Annotated in this window: 14 protein-coding genes and 1 pseudogene; 14 read left to right on the top strand and 1 reads right to left on the bottom strand. The window is 51.4% G+C overall.

Annotated elements, in window-relative coordinates:
• The first annotated feature begins 302 nt into the window (after window positions 1-302).
• From ACWHX8_RS19705 to ACWHX8_RS19655, 11 genes are all read left to right on the top strand, one after another.
• Window positions 303-1,430, top strand: coding sequence for an efflux RND transporter periplasmic adaptor subunit (locus tag ACWHX8_RS19705; RefSeq protein WP_447969842.1), 1,128 nt, complete (start codon window positions 303-305; stop codon window positions 1,428-1,430).
• Between the two features lie 32 nt (window positions 1,431-1,462).
• Window positions 1,463-4,585, top strand: coding sequence for an efflux RND transporter permease subunit (locus tag ACWHX8_RS19700; protein ID WP_447969841.1), 3,123 nt, complete (start codon window positions 1,463-1,465; stop codon window positions 4,583-4,585).
• 167 nt (window positions 4,586-4,752) lie between these two features.
• Window positions 4,753-6,012, top strand: a complete 1,260-nt coding sequence (locus ACWHX8_RS19695) for an RNA polymerase sigma factor (protein ID WP_447969840.1) — start codon at window positions 4,753-4,755, stop codon at window positions 6,010-6,012.
• A gap of 204 nt (window positions 6,013-6,216) precedes the next feature.
• Entirely contained in the window at window positions 6,217-6,573 is a 357-nt protein-coding gene (locus ACWHX8_RS19690) for a YciI family protein (RefSeq protein ID WP_447969839.1), read from the top strand.
• A 113-nt stretch (window positions 6,574-6,686) separates the two neighbouring features.
• Window positions 6,687-7,073 (top strand): YciI family protein, encoded by a 387-nt coding sequence (locus ACWHX8_RS19685; protein WP_447969838.1) that lies wholly within the window; start codon window positions 6,687-6,689, stop codon window positions 7,071-7,073.
• 128 nt (window positions 7,074-7,201) lie between these two features.
• On the top strand, window positions 7,202-7,642 hold the full coding sequence (locus ACWHX8_RS19680; protein WP_447969837.1) for a YciI family protein: 441 nt from the start codon (window positions 7,202-7,204) through the stop codon (window positions 7,640-7,642).
• Between the two features lie 158 nt (window positions 7,643-7,800).
• Window positions 7,801-8,268: a VOC family protein gene (locus tag ACWHX8_RS19675; protein WP_447969836.1), complete on the top strand. Its 468-nt coding sequence runs from the start codon at window positions 7,801-7,803 to the stop codon at window positions 8,266-8,268.
• A gap of 102 nt (window positions 8,269-8,370) precedes the next feature.
• Entirely contained in the window at window positions 8,371-8,970 is a 600-nt protein-coding gene (locus ACWHX8_RS19670) for a DUF1579 domain-containing protein (protein WP_447969835.1), read from the top strand.
• Between the two features lie 117 nt (window positions 8,971-9,087).
• Window positions 9,088-9,981: an NmrA family NAD(P)-binding protein gene (locus ACWHX8_RS19665; protein ID WP_447969834.1), complete on the top strand. Its 894-nt coding sequence runs from the start codon at window positions 9,088-9,090 to the stop codon at window positions 9,979-9,981.
• A 109-nt stretch (window positions 9,982-10,090) separates the two neighbouring features.
• On the top strand, window positions 10,091-11,269 hold the full coding sequence (locus ACWHX8_RS19660) for a WD40/YVTN/BNR-like repeat-containing protein (RefSeq protein ID WP_447969833.1): 1,179 nt from the start codon (window positions 10,091-10,093) through the stop codon (window positions 11,267-11,269).
• Window positions 11,266-11,562, top strand: coding sequence for a MoaD/ThiS family protein (locus ACWHX8_RS19655; protein WP_447969832.1), 297 nt, complete (start codon window positions 11,266-11,268; stop codon window positions 11,560-11,562). Before ACWHX8_RS19660 ends, ACWHX8_RS19655 begins: the two co-directional genes overlap by 4 nt.
• Before the next feature lie 87 nt (window positions 11,563-11,649).
• Here the strand turns inward: ACWHX8_RS19655 and ACWHX8_RS19650 are convergent, their stop codons facing one another.
• Entirely contained in the window at window positions 11,650-11,949 is a 300-nt protein-coding gene (locus ACWHX8_RS19650) for an addiction module antidote protein (RefSeq protein WP_447971935.1), read from the bottom strand.
• Window positions 11,950-12,493: 544 nt separating this feature from the next.
• On the opposite strand from ACWHX8_RS19650, the gene ACWHX8_RS19645 reads away from it, so the two are divergent.
• From ACWHX8_RS19645 to ACWHX8_RS19635, 3 genes and pseudogenes are all read left to right on the top strand, one after another.
• Window positions 12,494-14,644, top strand: a complete 2,151-nt coding sequence (locus ACWHX8_RS19645) for a transporter substrate-binding domain-containing protein (RefSeq protein ID WP_447969831.1) — start codon at window positions 12,494-12,496, stop codon at window positions 14,642-14,644.
• Between the two features lie 252 nt (window positions 14,645-14,896).
• A complete protein-coding gene (locus ACWHX8_RS19640) occupies window positions 14,897-15,100 on the top strand; it encodes a hypothetical protein (protein WP_447969829.1) in 204 nt (67 codons plus the stop codon).
• Window positions 15,078-15,409 (top strand): annotated as a pseudogene (locus ACWHX8_RS19635) (type II toxin-antitoxin system PemK/MazF family toxin). Before ACWHX8_RS19640 ends, ACWHX8_RS19635 begins: the two are co-directional and overlap by 23 nt.
• The last annotated feature ends 37 nt before the right edge of the window (window positions 15,410-15,446 follow it).

Raw genomic sequence — 15,446 nt, 5'->3', positions numbered from 1 at the left:
TCGGCATGTGCCGAAATATCGGCAGTCAGTATTATACAATTTCTGCTAGTCACGATAGCGTATTCTTAAGAGTGGTATCTCAATCCCTTTTTTTACAATGACTTAACACCTCTGTGCTAGAATATTTCTTTTGGAATAGCCCTTGCGATCTCTTTGAATGAAGGCGCAAAAGGGAACAATACTCATGAGTATTTTCTATATTGGTAAACGAAGCGGAGATAGAAAAGGATGTCAAGGCAACATAATTCATGTCGGGGTATGGTGATGGATTCATACATCAAAAACCCAGGAGGGCATAAATCATGAGCCGTCGTGGTTGGATTGGATCCTCTCTACTCCTTCTCGTCATCCTTGCTATCGGCATGAGCCTGACTGCGTGGAAATACGCATCCATACAGGAATCCAAAGCCAATGCAGCCAATCAACCGGAACCGATTGAATCGGTGGAGGCTGCAACGGCGCGCGAGTATGCTTATCAAGCGACGACCACCTCGATTGGAACAGTCTTGGCCCTGCGTTCCATCACTCTGCGTAATGAACTTCCGGGGACGGTTCAGCGGGTGAAGCTCGTTCCGGGACAGGTCGTTGAGGCAGGTACGTTGCTGATTGCCCTTGACGTGTCTGTCGAGCGAGCCGAATTGAAAGCGCAACTGGCGCAGGCATCACTTGCGAAGGCGGTGCTCGACCGCAGACGGTTCTTAAGTCACGATCTTGCCACGTCTCAGGAAGAGGTCGATCGTGCACGTGCGGACCGTGATGTTGCGATGGCGCAGATTGCCCGCACCAAGGCCATCATTGCTCGTAAAACAATCCGCGCTCCATTCCGTGCGCGCATAGGGATCGCGGATGTGCATCCTGGTCAATATCTCAATGAAGGTACAGAACTCACAACGCTCCAAGGGGTCGACAATGCTGTGCATGTGGATTTCACGGTCCCGCAGCAGGTTGCGGCAGGTCTGCGGGAAGGTGAGCATGTTGAGGTGTTTGTTTCTGGGACCTCATCTCCGATTCAGGCTCAGATCGTTGCCCTCGACGCACGGATTGACCCTGCGACACGTAACGCCATGGTGCGCGCGCGAATCACGCATGTAGCGAATATGCCTGCACCAGGTGCCTCAGTTCGCGTCCAAGTTCCAATCGGTCTGCCGCGTATGGCCGTCACGGTTCCTGTGAGCAGTCTGAGAAAGGGGCCTGAGGGTGATCAGGTGTTCGTCATTGCGCCAGATAAAGAAGATAAATTTCGAGGGTACGTTCGTAAGGTTGCAGCCGGCGGGATGGTTGGAGATGAGATTGTGATTTACTCTGGGCTGTCCGCCGGCGAACGTGTCGCCGCTTCAGGTTCTTTCAAGTTACGCGATGGCGTGTTGGTTGCGGTGATCAATGATCCTGAGGATACGAATCAAGAAAGTCAGGTAATTGGAAGTCCCTAGGCCAAGCGAATTAATGCGATCTGGTAGATAACATGCGCTCGTTCACGGACATTTTCATTAAACATCCTGTCTTAGCCGTGGTCGTCAATCTTGTGATTGTGCTTGTGGGCTGGCGATCACTGACTACTCTTCCAGTACAACAGTACCCGAAGATTGAAAGTTCGTCAGTGATCATCACCACGGTCTATTACGGCGCAAGTGCTGAGACCATTCGTGGATTTTTGACGACTCCGATCGAGCATGTTGTGTCGGCAATTAGCGGTGTTGACTATGTCGAGTCAACAAGCCGCGCAGGCATCAGTACCGTTACGGTGCATTTAACACTCAATCACGACAGTACGGCGGCGCTGGCTGAGGTCACGGCGCGTCTGCAGCAAGTGCGTGCGGAACTTCCGACAGATGCGGAGCCGCCCGTCATCGAAGTCCAACGTGCCGATCGGCCCTATGCGTCGTTCTATTTGAGTTTCACCTCTTCAGAGCGCAGTGTGCCGGATATCACGGATTGGCTCTTGCGCACATTGCAGCCGCAACTGGCGACGCTCTCCGGAGTGCAGCGTGTGACGATTGAAGGTGGACGCCAGATCGCCATGCGCGTGTGGATCGACCCCGATCGCCTTGCGGCGCTGAATCTCTCGCCCGGCGACGTACAGGAAGCCTTGCGGCGCAATAATTACCTGGCTGCCGTTGGTCGAACAAAAGGCAACCTTGTTCAAGTCAATCTGCTTGCAAACACCGACCTGCGTTCGACTGAAGAGTTTAAGAACCTGATCATCGCCGAACGTGGAGATGCGCTTGTTCGTTTGAGTGATGTCGCGCGAGTCGAGCTGGGTGCAGAAGAAGCCGAGATGGTTGCGAAGTACAACACTGCGGAAGGGGTCTATTTGGGGGTGTGGCCGCTGGTTGGTTCGAATGAAATTGAGGTTGCACATGGGCTGCGCGCTGAGATGGAACGCATCCGTCCGACGTTGCCGCAGGATATCGACATGCGTCTCGTCTGGGATGGGACCATGTTCATGGAAAATGCGCTAAAAGAGATCACCAAGACGCTCGGTGAGACGATTTTGATCGTGGCGCTCGTTGTGTTCTTGTTCATGGGGTCAGCGCGCACCGCGCTTGTGCCGCTTGTGGCCATGCCGGTCTCGTTGATCGGGGCGGCCATGTTTATGGTGTTGTTTGGTTTCAGTCTGAATCTCCTCACGATTCTGGCGATTGTGCTGGCCGTAGGTTTAGTCGTTGACGATGCGATTGTCGTCGTTGAGAATGTGGAACGGCATGTACGATTGGGGAAGTCTCGGGTCGACGCGGCGCTTGCTGGTGCTCGCGAATTGCTCGGTCCCATTATTGCCATGACGATTACTCTGGCAGCGGTGTATGCCCCAATTGGATTTCAAGGTGGCTTGACCGGTTCCTTATTCCTGGAGTTTGCCATCACACTTGCTGCAGCGGTTGTGCTCTCGGGCATCGTGGCCGTCACGCTCTCGCCAGTTATGAGCTCGCGTTTTGTCCATCCACAAGGGAAGGAAGGCAGGTTGACGATATTGGTCAACCGTGGTTTTGAACGTGTGCGCCGCGGGTATGCGAGATTACTCGACGGTGCCTTGGAGATCCGCTGGGCAATCGTGCTGGCTTCACTACTTATTATGGTTGCAGCGTTGCCTCTGTACATGTTCTCGCGTCAGGAACTTGCGCCAGTGGAGGATCAGAGCCACATCAGTCTTTTTTTTGAAGCTTCGCCTGATTCCACTGTGGAAGCTAGCAGTCGTGATTCGTTAAAAGTGGTACACGCGATCACATCGTTTCCCGAGGCTGAGTTCATGTGGTCCCTCACGACGAATTGGGGAGGGTTCGGCGGTATGGTCACAAAGGATTGGAGTGAACGCACACGCTCAACAGAAGAATTATTCGGTGAGGTGTTTGGTGCAGTGTCGCAGGCTCCAGGTCTGCGAGTCTTTCCTCGTCTTGACCCGCCGTTACCCACCCCTGGTCAGTACGATATCGAACTGGTCTTACAGAGCGATGTTCCGGCGGAACAGATGCTTGAGACAACGGCAGCCGTACTCAATGCAGGATGGCAAAGCGGCAAGTTATTGTATGTGGATACCGATTTGAAGATCGATCTCCCCGAGGCGCGTGTTGTGCTTGACCGTGAGCGTCTCGCCGATCTCGGGCTTGACCTTGCCACAGTTGGACAAGAGCTCGGCACACTGCTCGGCGGCGGGTACGTTAATCGATTCAATTTCTTTGATCGTAGTTATAAAGTTATTCCGCAAATCGGTGATGTTGATCGCGCCACTGTTGGACCCTTGCTTGACGTCAAGATCAAGACGCCGTCCGGCGAATTGGTGCCGGTCTCCACGTTTACGCATATCGAATCGAACACGGCGCCGCGCACGTTGAATCGCTTTCAGCAGCGCAATGCGGTTCGGATCTTTGGCGGTGTGAAGCCTGGGGTCACAAAAGAGGAAGGGTTGCGTGTGCTCGAAGATGCGGCGTTGGCGGCGAAAGGTCCGCGTCTTGTGCTTGATCACGCGGGAGAATCTCGGCAAATCCGTCACGAAGGATCGGCGCTGACCGTGACGCTTGGGTTTGCGGTGCTGCTCATTTATTTGGTCCTTGCAGCTCAGTTTCATAGTTTCCGAGATCCGCTCATTGTGTTATTGGGCTCTGTGCCACTCGCGATTTCTGGTGCATTGGTGTTTAGCTTTTTGGATCTCACCACAATCAACATCTACTCGCAAGTCGGGTTGATCACCCTGGTAGGCCTGATCGCGAAGAACGGGATTCTCATCGTGGAGTTTGCGAATACGCTACAGGAGCGTGGGCTCCAGAAGATGGCGGCGTTGCGCGAGGCATCGCTCACGCGGCTGCGGCCGGTGCTGATGACTTCTGCGGCTACGGTGTTTGGGCACCTCCCGCTCATTCTGGTTTCGGGGCCTGGCTCTGCGGCCCGGTATAGCATCGGGACGGTGTTGATTACGGGCATGACCGTCGGCACCTTTTTCACGTTGTTTGTGGTCCCTGTCTTCTACTCGCTGATTGCCTCTCAACATCAGCCGAATGCCATGCATGAAGATCTTGAGGCCGAGGGAGTCCTGCTGGAGGGAAATCATGAAGCGAAAATGATCACGACAGGAGGCCGGGAGTCTCTTGTCTAGTTCCGATCTCACTTGTGGGCGAGTGCTTTATAAAGTTCAGAAAGTGAGACACACTGATGATGAAGTATAGGATCACGCTTCACATATCCGTAGGAACGGCTCCTTTTTGTTTGGCTATGTGAAGTCCCTTCCTGGTTTTATAGTCTCTTACTCGAGAGGCGCTTTCAATGAGTGACGGCACGATTAAGCGGGGACACGAAGTGGTGGATGAAATCTACCGCTCTGAATCGCGTCAGGTCCTCGCCACGTTGATCCGGCTACTTGGAGATTTTGACACTGCGGAAGAAGCTCTTCACGAAGCCTTTGCCGTGGCCGTAGATCAATGGTCGCGTGATGGCGTACCGGCGAATCCACGGGCATGGCTCGTATCGACAGGCCGTTTCAAGGCTATCGACGGCATGCGTCGGCGCGCTCGGTTCGACGCGTCCCTGGCAGAGCTCGCCAAGCAATTAGAATCCCAACCCAGTACACGTCACGTTGAAGAATGTGAAGACGAGAGCGTCGAAGACGATAGGTTACGGTTGATCTTTACCTGCTGTCATCCCGCCCTCTCGTCCGAGGCGCAAATCGCGATGACGCTACGCGAAATTTGCGGCCTCACGACTGAGGAAATCGCATGTGCGTTTCTCACCAAACCTTCCACCGTCGCTCAGCGGATTGTCCGTGCCAAGGCAAAGATTCGTGAGGCGCGCATTCCCTATGAAGTCCCGTCAGAGAAAGAGCTTCCGGATCGACTCGATGCAGTCCTGCGAGTTATGTATTTGGTATTCAATGAAGGGTATTCTGCATCGTTTGGTGAGTCGCTCACGCGGCATGATTTGTCTAGTGAAGCCATTCGCTTGGGCCGATTGTTGATCGAGTTGCTCCCCGACCCTGAAGCGTTGGGGCTGTTAGCGCTCATGCTGTTACACGATTCGCGGCGTAGGACCCGGACCTCGCCGACGGGCGAACTCGTTCTTCTGGAAGATCAGGATCGGTCACTATGGAATCGTGAGCAAATTACGGAAGGGCTTTCATTGGTACAGCAAGCATTATCGAAGGGGATGGTCGGTTCGTACACGCTTCAAGCTGCGATTGCCGCGATACATGCACAGGCGAGCCGCTCGGTCGAGACGGATTGGACTCAAATCATCGGACTCTATGACCTGTTGATTCAGGTTGAGCCATCGCCTGTCATCGAATTGAATCGTGCGGTTGCCGTGGCGATGCGCGACGGTCCATTGGAGGGGTTATCTCTTATCGACGCCATCTTAGCCCGTGGAGACCTGAAGAACTATCATTTGGTGCATGCCGCACGGGCAGATCTCTGCCGGCGGCTCGAGCGAACGGCTGAAGCTCGAGTCTCTTATGAGCGGGCCCTGAGCCTCACGAAACAGGATCCCGAACGGCGGTTTCTTCATCGACGATTGGCGGAGTTGTTGAGGTGAGATGACCTTTCGGGGCCAAGACGTTGATCTATTTTCGAAGCATTTCACCTCGTTCTGACCAACTACATTTAGTGCCTGATTGTAGTCACCATACCACATACTTCTCGAGTCGTAATGCCTGTCTGACTTCATGTCGATTTTGGCGTTTTCAAACGACTACCTCATGAACACGTTTTTTCCTAACCCTATCGGAGTTTCTGAACTATGAAATACCTATTACTGATTTACGGAGACGAACACGCCTTAAACGAAACCGAACGGCAAGAATGTTATGAGGAGTCCACGCAACTCGCCCATCAACTCAAGTCTGTTGGTCAGTATGTAGCTGCCAATCCGTTACATCCCACAACCATGGCCACGAGTATCCAGGTTCGCGGCGGCAAACGACTCGTGACGGATGGTCCGTTTGCAGAGACGCGTGAGCAGTTAGGTGGGTACTTTCTTGTTGAGGCCAAGAATCTGGATGAGGCTCTCGACATTGCCGCACGAATTCCCATGGCACGTAAAGGGACGGTCGAGGTACGGCCGGTGATAGAAATACCAGGATTACCAACAGAATAATCTTGGGCTTATTGCTGGAGTGAGATGGCCAACGTGAAAATTTAAGAATTGAGAAAGCCAATGTCGATTTTGGAAAGATCCAACGACTATGAGATGTAAGGAGCATGGGTATCATGAAATACCTATTGTTGGTTCATCATGACGAAGTCGCATTCAACGAGCTCGGTGAGAGTACGAGAAAGGAGATGCTTGAGGAGTCAGTGCAGCTCACGCATCAGCTTCATGCCAATCGGCAATATCTCAGTGCGTCACCCCTGCATCCGGCCTCAACGGCGATGATTGTTCAAGTACGAGGTGGCAAACAGTTTGTGACCGATGGTCCCTTTGTGGAAACCCGTGAGCAAATCGCAGGTTATTTCCTCATCAATGCCCATGATCTCAATGAAGCCGTTCGTATTGCCACGCGAGTTCCTGGGGCACGCATTGGGACGGTTGAAATCCGTCCGGTGATGGAGATCACGGGTTTGCCGACTGCCCAAAGCTCACGATGTGATGGGTGAATGTTTGGGAACGACGTATTCCAGGGGGGATGTCGATTTCTTAGATCCTGCTTCGACAAAGAGGGAGAGTTACGTGTCAACTCATAGGAATAAGACTCAACCTACACAACGCGAAAGGAGGTAGGGCAATGCGATTCATGATTATTGTGAAGGCTACGAAGGATTCTGAAGCCGGCGTGATGCCGAGTGAACAGCTGCTCTCCGAAATGGGTACGTTCAATGAAGAGCTGGTGAAGGCTGGCGTGATGCTGGCGGGCGAGGGGCTCCAACCGAGTTCGAAGGGGGCACGTGTGAAATTCTCCGGTGACAAGCGTACGGTCGTCGACGGCCCCTTTACTGAAACGAAAGAATTGATCGCCGGGTATTGGATTTGGCAGGTGAAATCAAAGGAAGAAGCCATAGAGTGGGTGAAGCGTTGTCCCAATCCTCACGCTGGTGAGTCTGAGATCGAAATTCGTCAGATCTTCGAGGCTGAAGATTTTGGTGATGAGTTCACTCCTGAACTCCGGGAGCAAGAGGAGCGCGTGCGTGCTCAATCCGAGAAACTCACGAAAGCAAAGCCAAAATAGTTGCAATGTGCCCTAGAGAGTAGGAGTGATTCAATGCAGTGCTTGAGTTATGGATTCTCTAGAGAGAATGTGTTTAGTGCATAGAAGAATCAGGCTTAATTGATTGATGTTATGTGAGAACCTTTATTTCGAACATTGAATCAAAAGGAGTTTTGACAATGACACCACCACAGGTCAAGCCTATTCCAGAGGGGATGCGCACCGTGACGCCACACCTGATTTGCGCCGACGCAGCCAATGCCATTGAGTTCTACAAAAAGGCGTTTAATGCCGTGGAAGTCGTGCGATTGCCAGGCCCGCAGGGAAAACTCATCCACGCTCACATTCAAATTGGTGATTCGGCGGTCATGCTCGTTGATGAATTCCCCGACTGGGGTTCATTTGGGCCAACATCTCTCAAAGGTTCACCGGTCACGATTCATCTCTATGTTGAAGATGTTGACGCGTTCGTCGAACGTGCCATTGCTGCGGGCGCGAAGCTGACGATGCCGCTGGAGGATACATTCTGGGGCGATCGGTACGGCAGGCTCGAAGATCCGTTTGGGCATCAGTGGTCAGTCGCCACACACATTCGCGAGGTCAGTCCGGACGAGATACGACAGGCAGCACAGAAGGTATGTGGATAATTATTGAATGAGCGAAGTCACGTATTTATATGTACCTGGTTATTTCTGTAAAACGAAAAAACCCATTCATTATGCAAATCATTCAGCTATAAGGAGGTAACGATGCGTTACATATTGCTGATTTGTCTATTACTCTGCTTCATGGTGTCAGCCTCTCTCGTTTCCGCAAAGGACGCAGGTCAAGAACAATCGATGGATCCCAAGGCCATGATGGAGATGTATCAAAAGCTGGCCACACCCGGTGAACCACATGCGTTGTTTGCCAGCTTAGCGGGGAATTGGACGACCACAATGAAGACGTGGATGGAACCCGGTAAACCTCCCATGGAATCGACCGGCACTGCGAAAATGACCATGTTACTGGATGGACGATTTCTTCAACAGGAATTCACCGGCGAGATGATGGGACAACCCTACTCCGGTGTTGGGATTGATGCCTATGACAATATGACCAAAAAATATGTCACGATGTGGATCGATACCATGGGCACGGGAATTTTCATGATGGAAGGGACGGCAAGCGCCGACGGCAAAACCATTACGCTGAAAGGACAGCACCCCGAACCGGGCGGAGGCCATATGACGCATCGTGCGATTTGGACAATCGTCGACAACAATACCCAGACGTTCGACATGTATGGGACTCATCATGGTGGCGAAGAAATGAAAGTGATGGAAATCACGTATACCAGGAAGCCGTAGATGGGTGAGCGATACCCTATGGAAGCATTCAGGTGAAGAATGGATTGGGTAATCAAGCCGACCCATATTCTTAATGTGTTGTGCTGAAATAGAAAATAGCGCACCAAGGAGATTGACATGATCACCGTTATGGGAGCGACCGGGCAGACCGGAAGTAAAATTACAGAGAAACTTCTCAAAGCAAGCGAGAAGGTACTTGCTCTGGGTCGATCAGTGCCTAAGCTTGAGACGATGAAAGACCTCGGAGCAGATGTGCTTGTCGGTGATGTGGCGGACGTTGGGTTCCTCACAAAGGCTTTTCGAGGTGCGGATGCGGTGTACACGTTGCTTCCACCCGATCGGCAGTTATCCGATTATCAAGCCAATCAGCAAGAAAAGGGTGAGGCTATGGTGAAAGCCATACGCGAGAGCGGTGTTCGTTTCGTCGTCTTTCTAAGTAGTCTCGGCGCTGATCTGAGTCAAGGAACAGGTCTGCTGACAAGCCTGTTCGCACAGGAAGAACGTCTCCGGCAGCTTGAGAATATCAACATACTCATTCTTCGTCCTACCTCATTCTTTGAAAATTTCTACGACACCTTAGAGTTCATTAAGAATCAAGAAATTATTGGGGATTCCATCGCACCTGACCTCGCCATGCCAATGGTGGCGACGCAGGATATTGCCAGAGTTGGGGTAAGATCCCTCCGGGCGCGCGACTGGAAAGGTGTCGTTGTACGTGAGTTGCTCGGCCCGCGTGACCTGACGTATGTCGAGGCTACACGCATACTCGGAAAGCGAATTGGCAAACCAAATCTTGGGTACGTTCAGTTCTCCGATATCGAAATGGTGCAAGGGCTTGTCCAATCTGGTCTGTCCGAAAGTTTTGCTCGTCACTATGTAGAAATGACGCAAGCCTTCAACGAGGGGAAAATTATACCCAATGCAGGACGTACGTCAGAAAATACAACTCCCACTCAGTTCGAGGACTTTGTTGACGAACTGGCGCCTGCTTTTCAGTCCATCGGTGACTGAGGGAGATTCAAGCAAGAAGAAATTTTACTCTTTAAGGGAGCATGCCTAAATGTGTCGTCGTCTTGAGATGTATATGAATTTCATCGTAGATATGAGAAAGGAGTAAAGTATGAGTAAGGTACGAGTACTTGTTGGAACGCGAAAAGGCGCGTTTGTCCTGACGTCCGATGGAAAACGCAAACAATGGAATATTGAGGGTCCATTCTTTGGAGGCTGGGAGATGTATCATCTGAAAGGGTCACCTGCCGACCCGGAACGGATTTATGCATCGCAGACGAGTGATTGGTTCGGGCAAATCATCCAGCGGTCCAACGATGGCGGGAAAACGTGGGAAATGCCCGGCGGTGAGAAGATGCCCGATCCATACGAACCGCCTGCAGGGATGAGCAACAATTTCGTCTATAACAGTTCCCCGGAAACCGGAAAACCGCTCACGACCCATCAGTGGTATGACGGCACACAACATCCCTGGGAATTCAAGCGCGTGTGGCATCTCGAGCCATCCTTAACGGACCCTGATACCGTCTATGCGGGTGTTGAAGATGCAGCCTTATTCCGTTCATCCGATGGGGGACGGTCATGGCAGGAACTGCCTGCCCTTCGCGACGCCAAAGGCCATCTGTGGCAACCAGGCGCTGGTGGAATGTGTTTGCATACGATCATTGTTGATCCATCAAATCCGGATCGGATGTTTATTGCCATTTCGGCGGCAGGCGCATTTCGAACCGATGACGGCGGCAAGACGTGGAAACCGATCAATCGTGGGTTGAAGTCGCAGATGGAACTGCCAGACCCGAATGCAGAGGTGGGCCATTGTGTCCACAGTATCGCCATGCATTCTTCAAGTCCGAACGTGCTCTACATGCAAAAGCATTGGGACGTTATGCGTAGTGATGATGCTGGAGAATCGTGGAATGAAGTCAGTGGAAACTTGCCGAGTGATTTTGGATTTCCTATCGCGGTGCATGCGCATGAGCCAAAGACGGTGTATGTGGTTCCCATTAAAAGCGATTCCGAGCATTACCCGCCAGAGGGCAAACTCCGTGTCTATCGTAGCCGGACTGGTGGCAATGAGTGGGAAGCGCTGACGAATGGTTTGCCGCAACAACACTGCTACGTGAATATCTTGCGTGATGCGATGTCTGTTGATGCGCTTGATCCGTGTGGTGTGTATGTCGGAACTACCGGCGGTCAAGTGTATGCGTCTGCGGATTCCGGTGATAGCTGGATGCCCATTGTTCGAGACCTTCCCGCTGTACTCTCGGTGGAGGCGCAGGTTGTGCCATGATCCGTGTTGTCTTGCCTGCTCATCTTCGGACCTTGGCGCGGATTGAGGGAGAGGTGAAGTTACACGTTGATGGTCCGGTGACGATAGGTTCGATTCTTGAGGCACTCGAAGCAGCTTATCCTATGCTAAGGGGAACGATTCGCGATCATAGCACACGCAAGCGTCGACCATTTGTGCGGTTCTTTGTGTGCGAAGAAGACTGGTCACATCTGCCCACGGAGACTCCACTTCCCGATGCCGTAGTTCGTGGAGAAGAACCATTTCTGATTGTTGGCGCTATGGCGGGAGGTTAATAATGCGCTTACGTCGATGGATTTGTCTGGCTGTACTAGAACAAGCAAGTTGCATTGCATAATTTGTAAGAAAAGCGTCCCCGTGAATCAGCCGTGAATGGCTTCGGCATGTAATTTCAGATTCAAGGCTTTCATGACTTTTAGAATGGTATCGAAACTAGGGCTTCGTTCCCCAGAGAGTGCTTTGTATAGGCTTTCACGAGAAAGCCCTGCATCACGTGCGACTTGGGTCATGCCTTTCGCGCGAGCAATATCGCCGAGTGCTTTGGCGATGAATGCCGCATCACCATTGGCCTCTTCAAAGCAGGCTTCTAAGTAGGCGGTCATTTCTTCAGGGCTTCGAAGATGTTCCGCCACATCGTAGCGAGTAGTCATTGTTTTTTTCATCATCGACTTCTACAAGTTTGGGCGTACTTCTCAGTCTTGCGAATTTCAACCACAATTTAACTGTATCCAACTGGCTACATTCTGGCAACGCTTCCTGAGAATACGACGGAAGGAAAGGCCGATAGGAAAATCAACTCAAATCCTGGTCCACTTTTTTAGATACCTTCGAGCTCAATTGGTCAACATCAACATAAGAAAAATGTGTGGGGGAATCATCAGCTCTCAATTCATTTTTTCTATTTTTCTTTTTACTGACTGACCCGCTACACTATAGCGAATCCAAATAAGTTCCAAACGGAAAAATACAACGAACTCCGCGCGGTACAACGTGAACATGAGGAAGGTTATGCCCGCCTGGATTATAGCGAATCCACATACGCTCCAGCTAAGCCATGAGGACTTTCAACGCGATATCCATGTCAAGAGTACGGAAGTTCATGGAATCGGCTATAACTGACCATGATTGACGATTCAATCACGAAAGGGCAATCAACATTCAATGGGTGACCTGTAGATTCGGCATAACTGGAACGGCTATAGAGGTATGAGAGGCTTTCATCAGTTCAGGCAGGGACGGCTTCATTTATGCTGCCTGTTTGTTCTACTTCGCGCAGCCGTAATCACCTTGTTAATCCTGGCGGGATGCGGTTCACAAGAGGACTCTCAGGATACATCCAAGCCGACAGCATTTGTCGCGTCGGCTCCCACCTATTTGGAAACTGGCGACCTCGACGCAATCCTCTCTCACGGGTATATACGCGTGTTGAGTCCACCCCGCTCTGACGTCAATTACCTCCCTCGTCAGGGGTCTCCTGATGATATGGCGAATCGGTTGCTTGAAGAATTGGCGTCCGACTTGAATGTCAAACTCGTGCGGGTCAGGGTCGAAAACCATAGTGATCTGCTTTCTGCCGTATTGAAAGGCGAAGGAGATGTGATCGTCGCACAGCTCACGATTACGCCCGAGCGTCAGTCGAAAATCGATTTTACCGTTCCTGTGGCCATCGTTCGTGAACAAATCATCACGAGAGGATCTGACACAAATCTCAAACGGCCATCACACTTGAAAGGCCGAACGATTGTGGTGCGGAAGTCTTCGGCCTTCTGGCAGACAGCTCAACAACTGAAGAAACAATATTCTGGAATCACCGTTCAAGAAGCGCCAGAACATTTAGACACAGAACAAATATTAGACCGCGTCGCACGTGGCCTTTATGATGTCTCCATAGCCGACAATGACCTCATGCGTACGGTGCTCACCTACCGGTCAGACTTGCGAGCGGCGTTTGATGTGACCGATGAACGGCCTGTGGCGTGGGGCATTCGTCCAAATTCATCGGCCTTGCTGGATAAGCTCAATACGTTTTTGTCCGCAGCGAAGCTGACGCATTCCCGTCCGACGTTATCGACAGACGATTTGGGGAATATCAAACAACATGGCGTGCTGCGGGTGCTCACTCGAAATAATCCAGCCACGTATTTCCTCTGGCGCGGAGAACTCTTAGGATTCGAGTACGAACTCAGCCGGCATTTTGCCGATACCCATCACTTGCGAATGGAAATGGTGGTTCCTCCAAGTCGACAGGATCTTATTCCATGGCTGCTTGAAGGGAAAGGAGACGTGATTGCCGCATCGATGACGATTGCGCCAGAACTCAAAGCAGAAGGAATCGATTTTTCTCGGTCATACCTTGAAACTTCTGAAATTGTCGTGTCTCGGGCTGAGGAACCGGAAGACCATCTCAAAGAGCTTCAAGACCTGGCAGGTCGGACGGTCGTCGTTCGACGAAGCAGCTCGTATTGGCTCACGCTCGAAGCCTTGCAGAAACAAGGCATAGAATTAGAATTGGCGGCAGCGCCGGAAGAATACGAAACTGAAGAAATCATCGCCCGCGTCGCGGAGGGTGAGTATGATCTGACCGTCGCTGATAGCCATCTCTTGGATATCGAACTCACCTGGCGGGACGATATTCGTGCTGCCTTTCCTTTGGGAGACACGAAACATCATGGTTGGGTCGTACGAGATGCCAACCCCGAACTCTTGAAAACTATCAATACCTTTCTGAAGAAAACCTATCGCGGAGTCTTTTACAATCTTACCGTGCAAAAATATTTTGCCAACGAACGAGACATCCGCCGTCACGTAGAACATCGCGCTAGCCGATCCGGGGAGCTTTCCCCCTACGATGAGCTTGTCAAGCAGTATGCGGAACAGTACGGGTTCGACTGGCGGTTGATTGTGGCCCAGATGTATCAAGAAAGCCGGTTTAATCCCGATGCCCGTTCCTGGGCCGGAGCCGTTGGGCTTATGCAAGTCTTGCCGCGAACAGCCAAGGGGCTGGGATTTCAGGATATTTGTTCACCAAAGAAGGGAATCCACGCAGGCGTGAAATATTTGAACTGGGTTCGAAACCGCTTTGAGCCGGAACTTTCGGTCAAGGACCGGATGTGGTTCACGCTCGCGGCCTATAATGTGGGACAAGGCCATGTCCTGGATGCCCGCCGAGTAGCCCGCCAGCAAGGCCTGAATCCCAATCGGTGGTTTGGCAACGTCGAACGAGCCATTCCGTTGCTATCAAAACGGAAATTCTCGAGAAAGGCCCGGCACGGCTACTGCCGGTGTTCCGAACCCGTCAAATATGTGCGCGAGATCAAGCAGCGCTATGAAGCCTATGTCCAAGCGACAGGACCGTAACGATAAATTTCCACGCTCACGTATATTATGCCCATCAGGCGATCGTATCCTATCCTCATCTTTCATAATCTGTCTTGGAATTGATGTATTTTATAAAACTAGATTTGACCGTGTATTCTGGCATGAGATGAAAAGGCTAGATAATCATCTAGAAGGCTCCGCTGAAGAATGGGAAAGTTGAAGGGGACGCAAAGATCTTGCAATCTTTTCACACATAAATAGGAGCCGTAATTAAATTGTACGGAGGTCGAGATGCTAAACACTGTTCGTGCCATTATACGAGAGGGGCGAATCGAATTATTGGAGAAGGTTCAAGTCCCTGAAGGGACTGAATTGCTTGTCACCGTCTTGCCGCAGGAGGACGTCGATTTTTGGGTGAACGCAAGTCAAAGTTCGCTCGCTCAGATCTGGGACAATTCAGAGGATGATGTCTATGCCGAGCTTCTTAAAGCCTGAAGTTGTCCTTGTGCGATATCCCTTCTCTGATCTGACCGGGACCAAGGTCAGGCCCGCTGTAATCATTGGTACCCCTCACAACTCGCAAGACGTGTTCATAGTTCCTCTGACCAGTAAGACTACGTCACTTCTGCAGGGTGAATTTGCATTAGCCAATTGGAAAGAGGCAGGCTTAAATGTGCCCAGTGCAGTCAAGCGTGGAGTGTATACCGTGCATGAGAGTTTGGTAATGGAAAAGGTCGGGAAGCTTTCGATGCAGATGTTGTGAGTCTTGACGCATCGTTGCGGAATTGGCTGGATCTTCACTGACTGGAGTAGCGAGAACTACAAAAATAAATCCGTCGCC

It is taken from the genome of Nitrospira sp. M1 (assembly GCF_965152605.1).
The sequence above is the reverse complement of the archived record's forward strand: the minus strand, read 5'-3'. Positions and strand labels throughout refer to the sequence as shown.

Bases quoted from the DNA above. Each gene is read 5' to 3' on its own strand.
- ACWHX8_RS19705 (WP_447969842.1), top strand. From the start codon at position 303: ATGAGCCGTCGTGGTTGGATTGGATCCTCTCTACTCCTTCTCGTCATC.
- ACWHX8_RS19700 (WP_447969841.1), top strand. From the start codon at position 1,463: ATGCGCTCGTTCACGGACATTTTCATTAAACATCCTGTCTTAGCCGTG.
- ACWHX8_RS19695 (WP_447969840.1), top strand. From the start codon at position 4,753: ATGAGTGACGGCACGATTAAGCGGGGACACGAAGTGGTGGATGAAATC.
- ACWHX8_RS19690 (WP_447969839.1), top strand. From the start codon at position 6,217: ATGAAATACCTATTACTGATTTACGGAGACGAACACGCCTTAAACGAA.
- ACWHX8_RS19685 (WP_447969838.1), top strand. From the start codon at position 6,687: ATGAAATACCTATTGTTGGTTCATCATGACGAAGTCGCATTCAACGAG.
- ACWHX8_RS19680 (WP_447969837.1), top strand. From the start codon at position 7,202: ATGCGATTCATGATTATTGTGAAGGCTACGAAGGATTCTGAAGCCGGC.
- ACWHX8_RS19675 (WP_447969836.1), top strand. From the start codon at position 7,801: ATGACACCACCACAGGTCAAGCCTATTCCAGAGGGGATGCGCACCGTG.
- ACWHX8_RS19670 (WP_447969835.1), top strand. From the start codon at position 8,371: ATGCGTTACATATTGCTGATTTGTCTATTACTCTGCTTCATGGTGTCA.
- ACWHX8_RS19665 (WP_447969834.1), top strand. From the start codon at position 9,088: ATGATCACCGTTATGGGAGCGACCGGGCAGACCGGAAGTAAAATTACA.
- ACWHX8_RS19660 (WP_447969833.1), top strand. From the start codon at position 10,091: ATGAGTAAGGTACGAGTACTTGTTGGAACGCGAAAAGGCGCGTTTGTC.
- ACWHX8_RS19655 (WP_447969832.1), top strand. From the start codon at position 11,266: ATGATCCGTGTTGTCTTGCCTGCTCATCTTCGGACCTTGGCGCGGATT.
- ACWHX8_RS19650 (WP_447971935.1), bottom strand. From the start codon at position 11,949: ATGAAAAAAACAATGACTACTCGCTACGATGTGGCGGAACATCTTCGA.
- ACWHX8_RS19645 (WP_447969831.1), top strand. From the start codon at position 12,494: ATGAGAGGCTTTCATCAGTTCAGGCAGGGACGGCTTCATTTATGCTGC.
- ACWHX8_RS19640 (WP_447969829.1), top strand. From the start codon at position 14,897: ATGCTAAACACTGTTCGTGCCATTATACGAGAGGGGCGAATCGAATTA.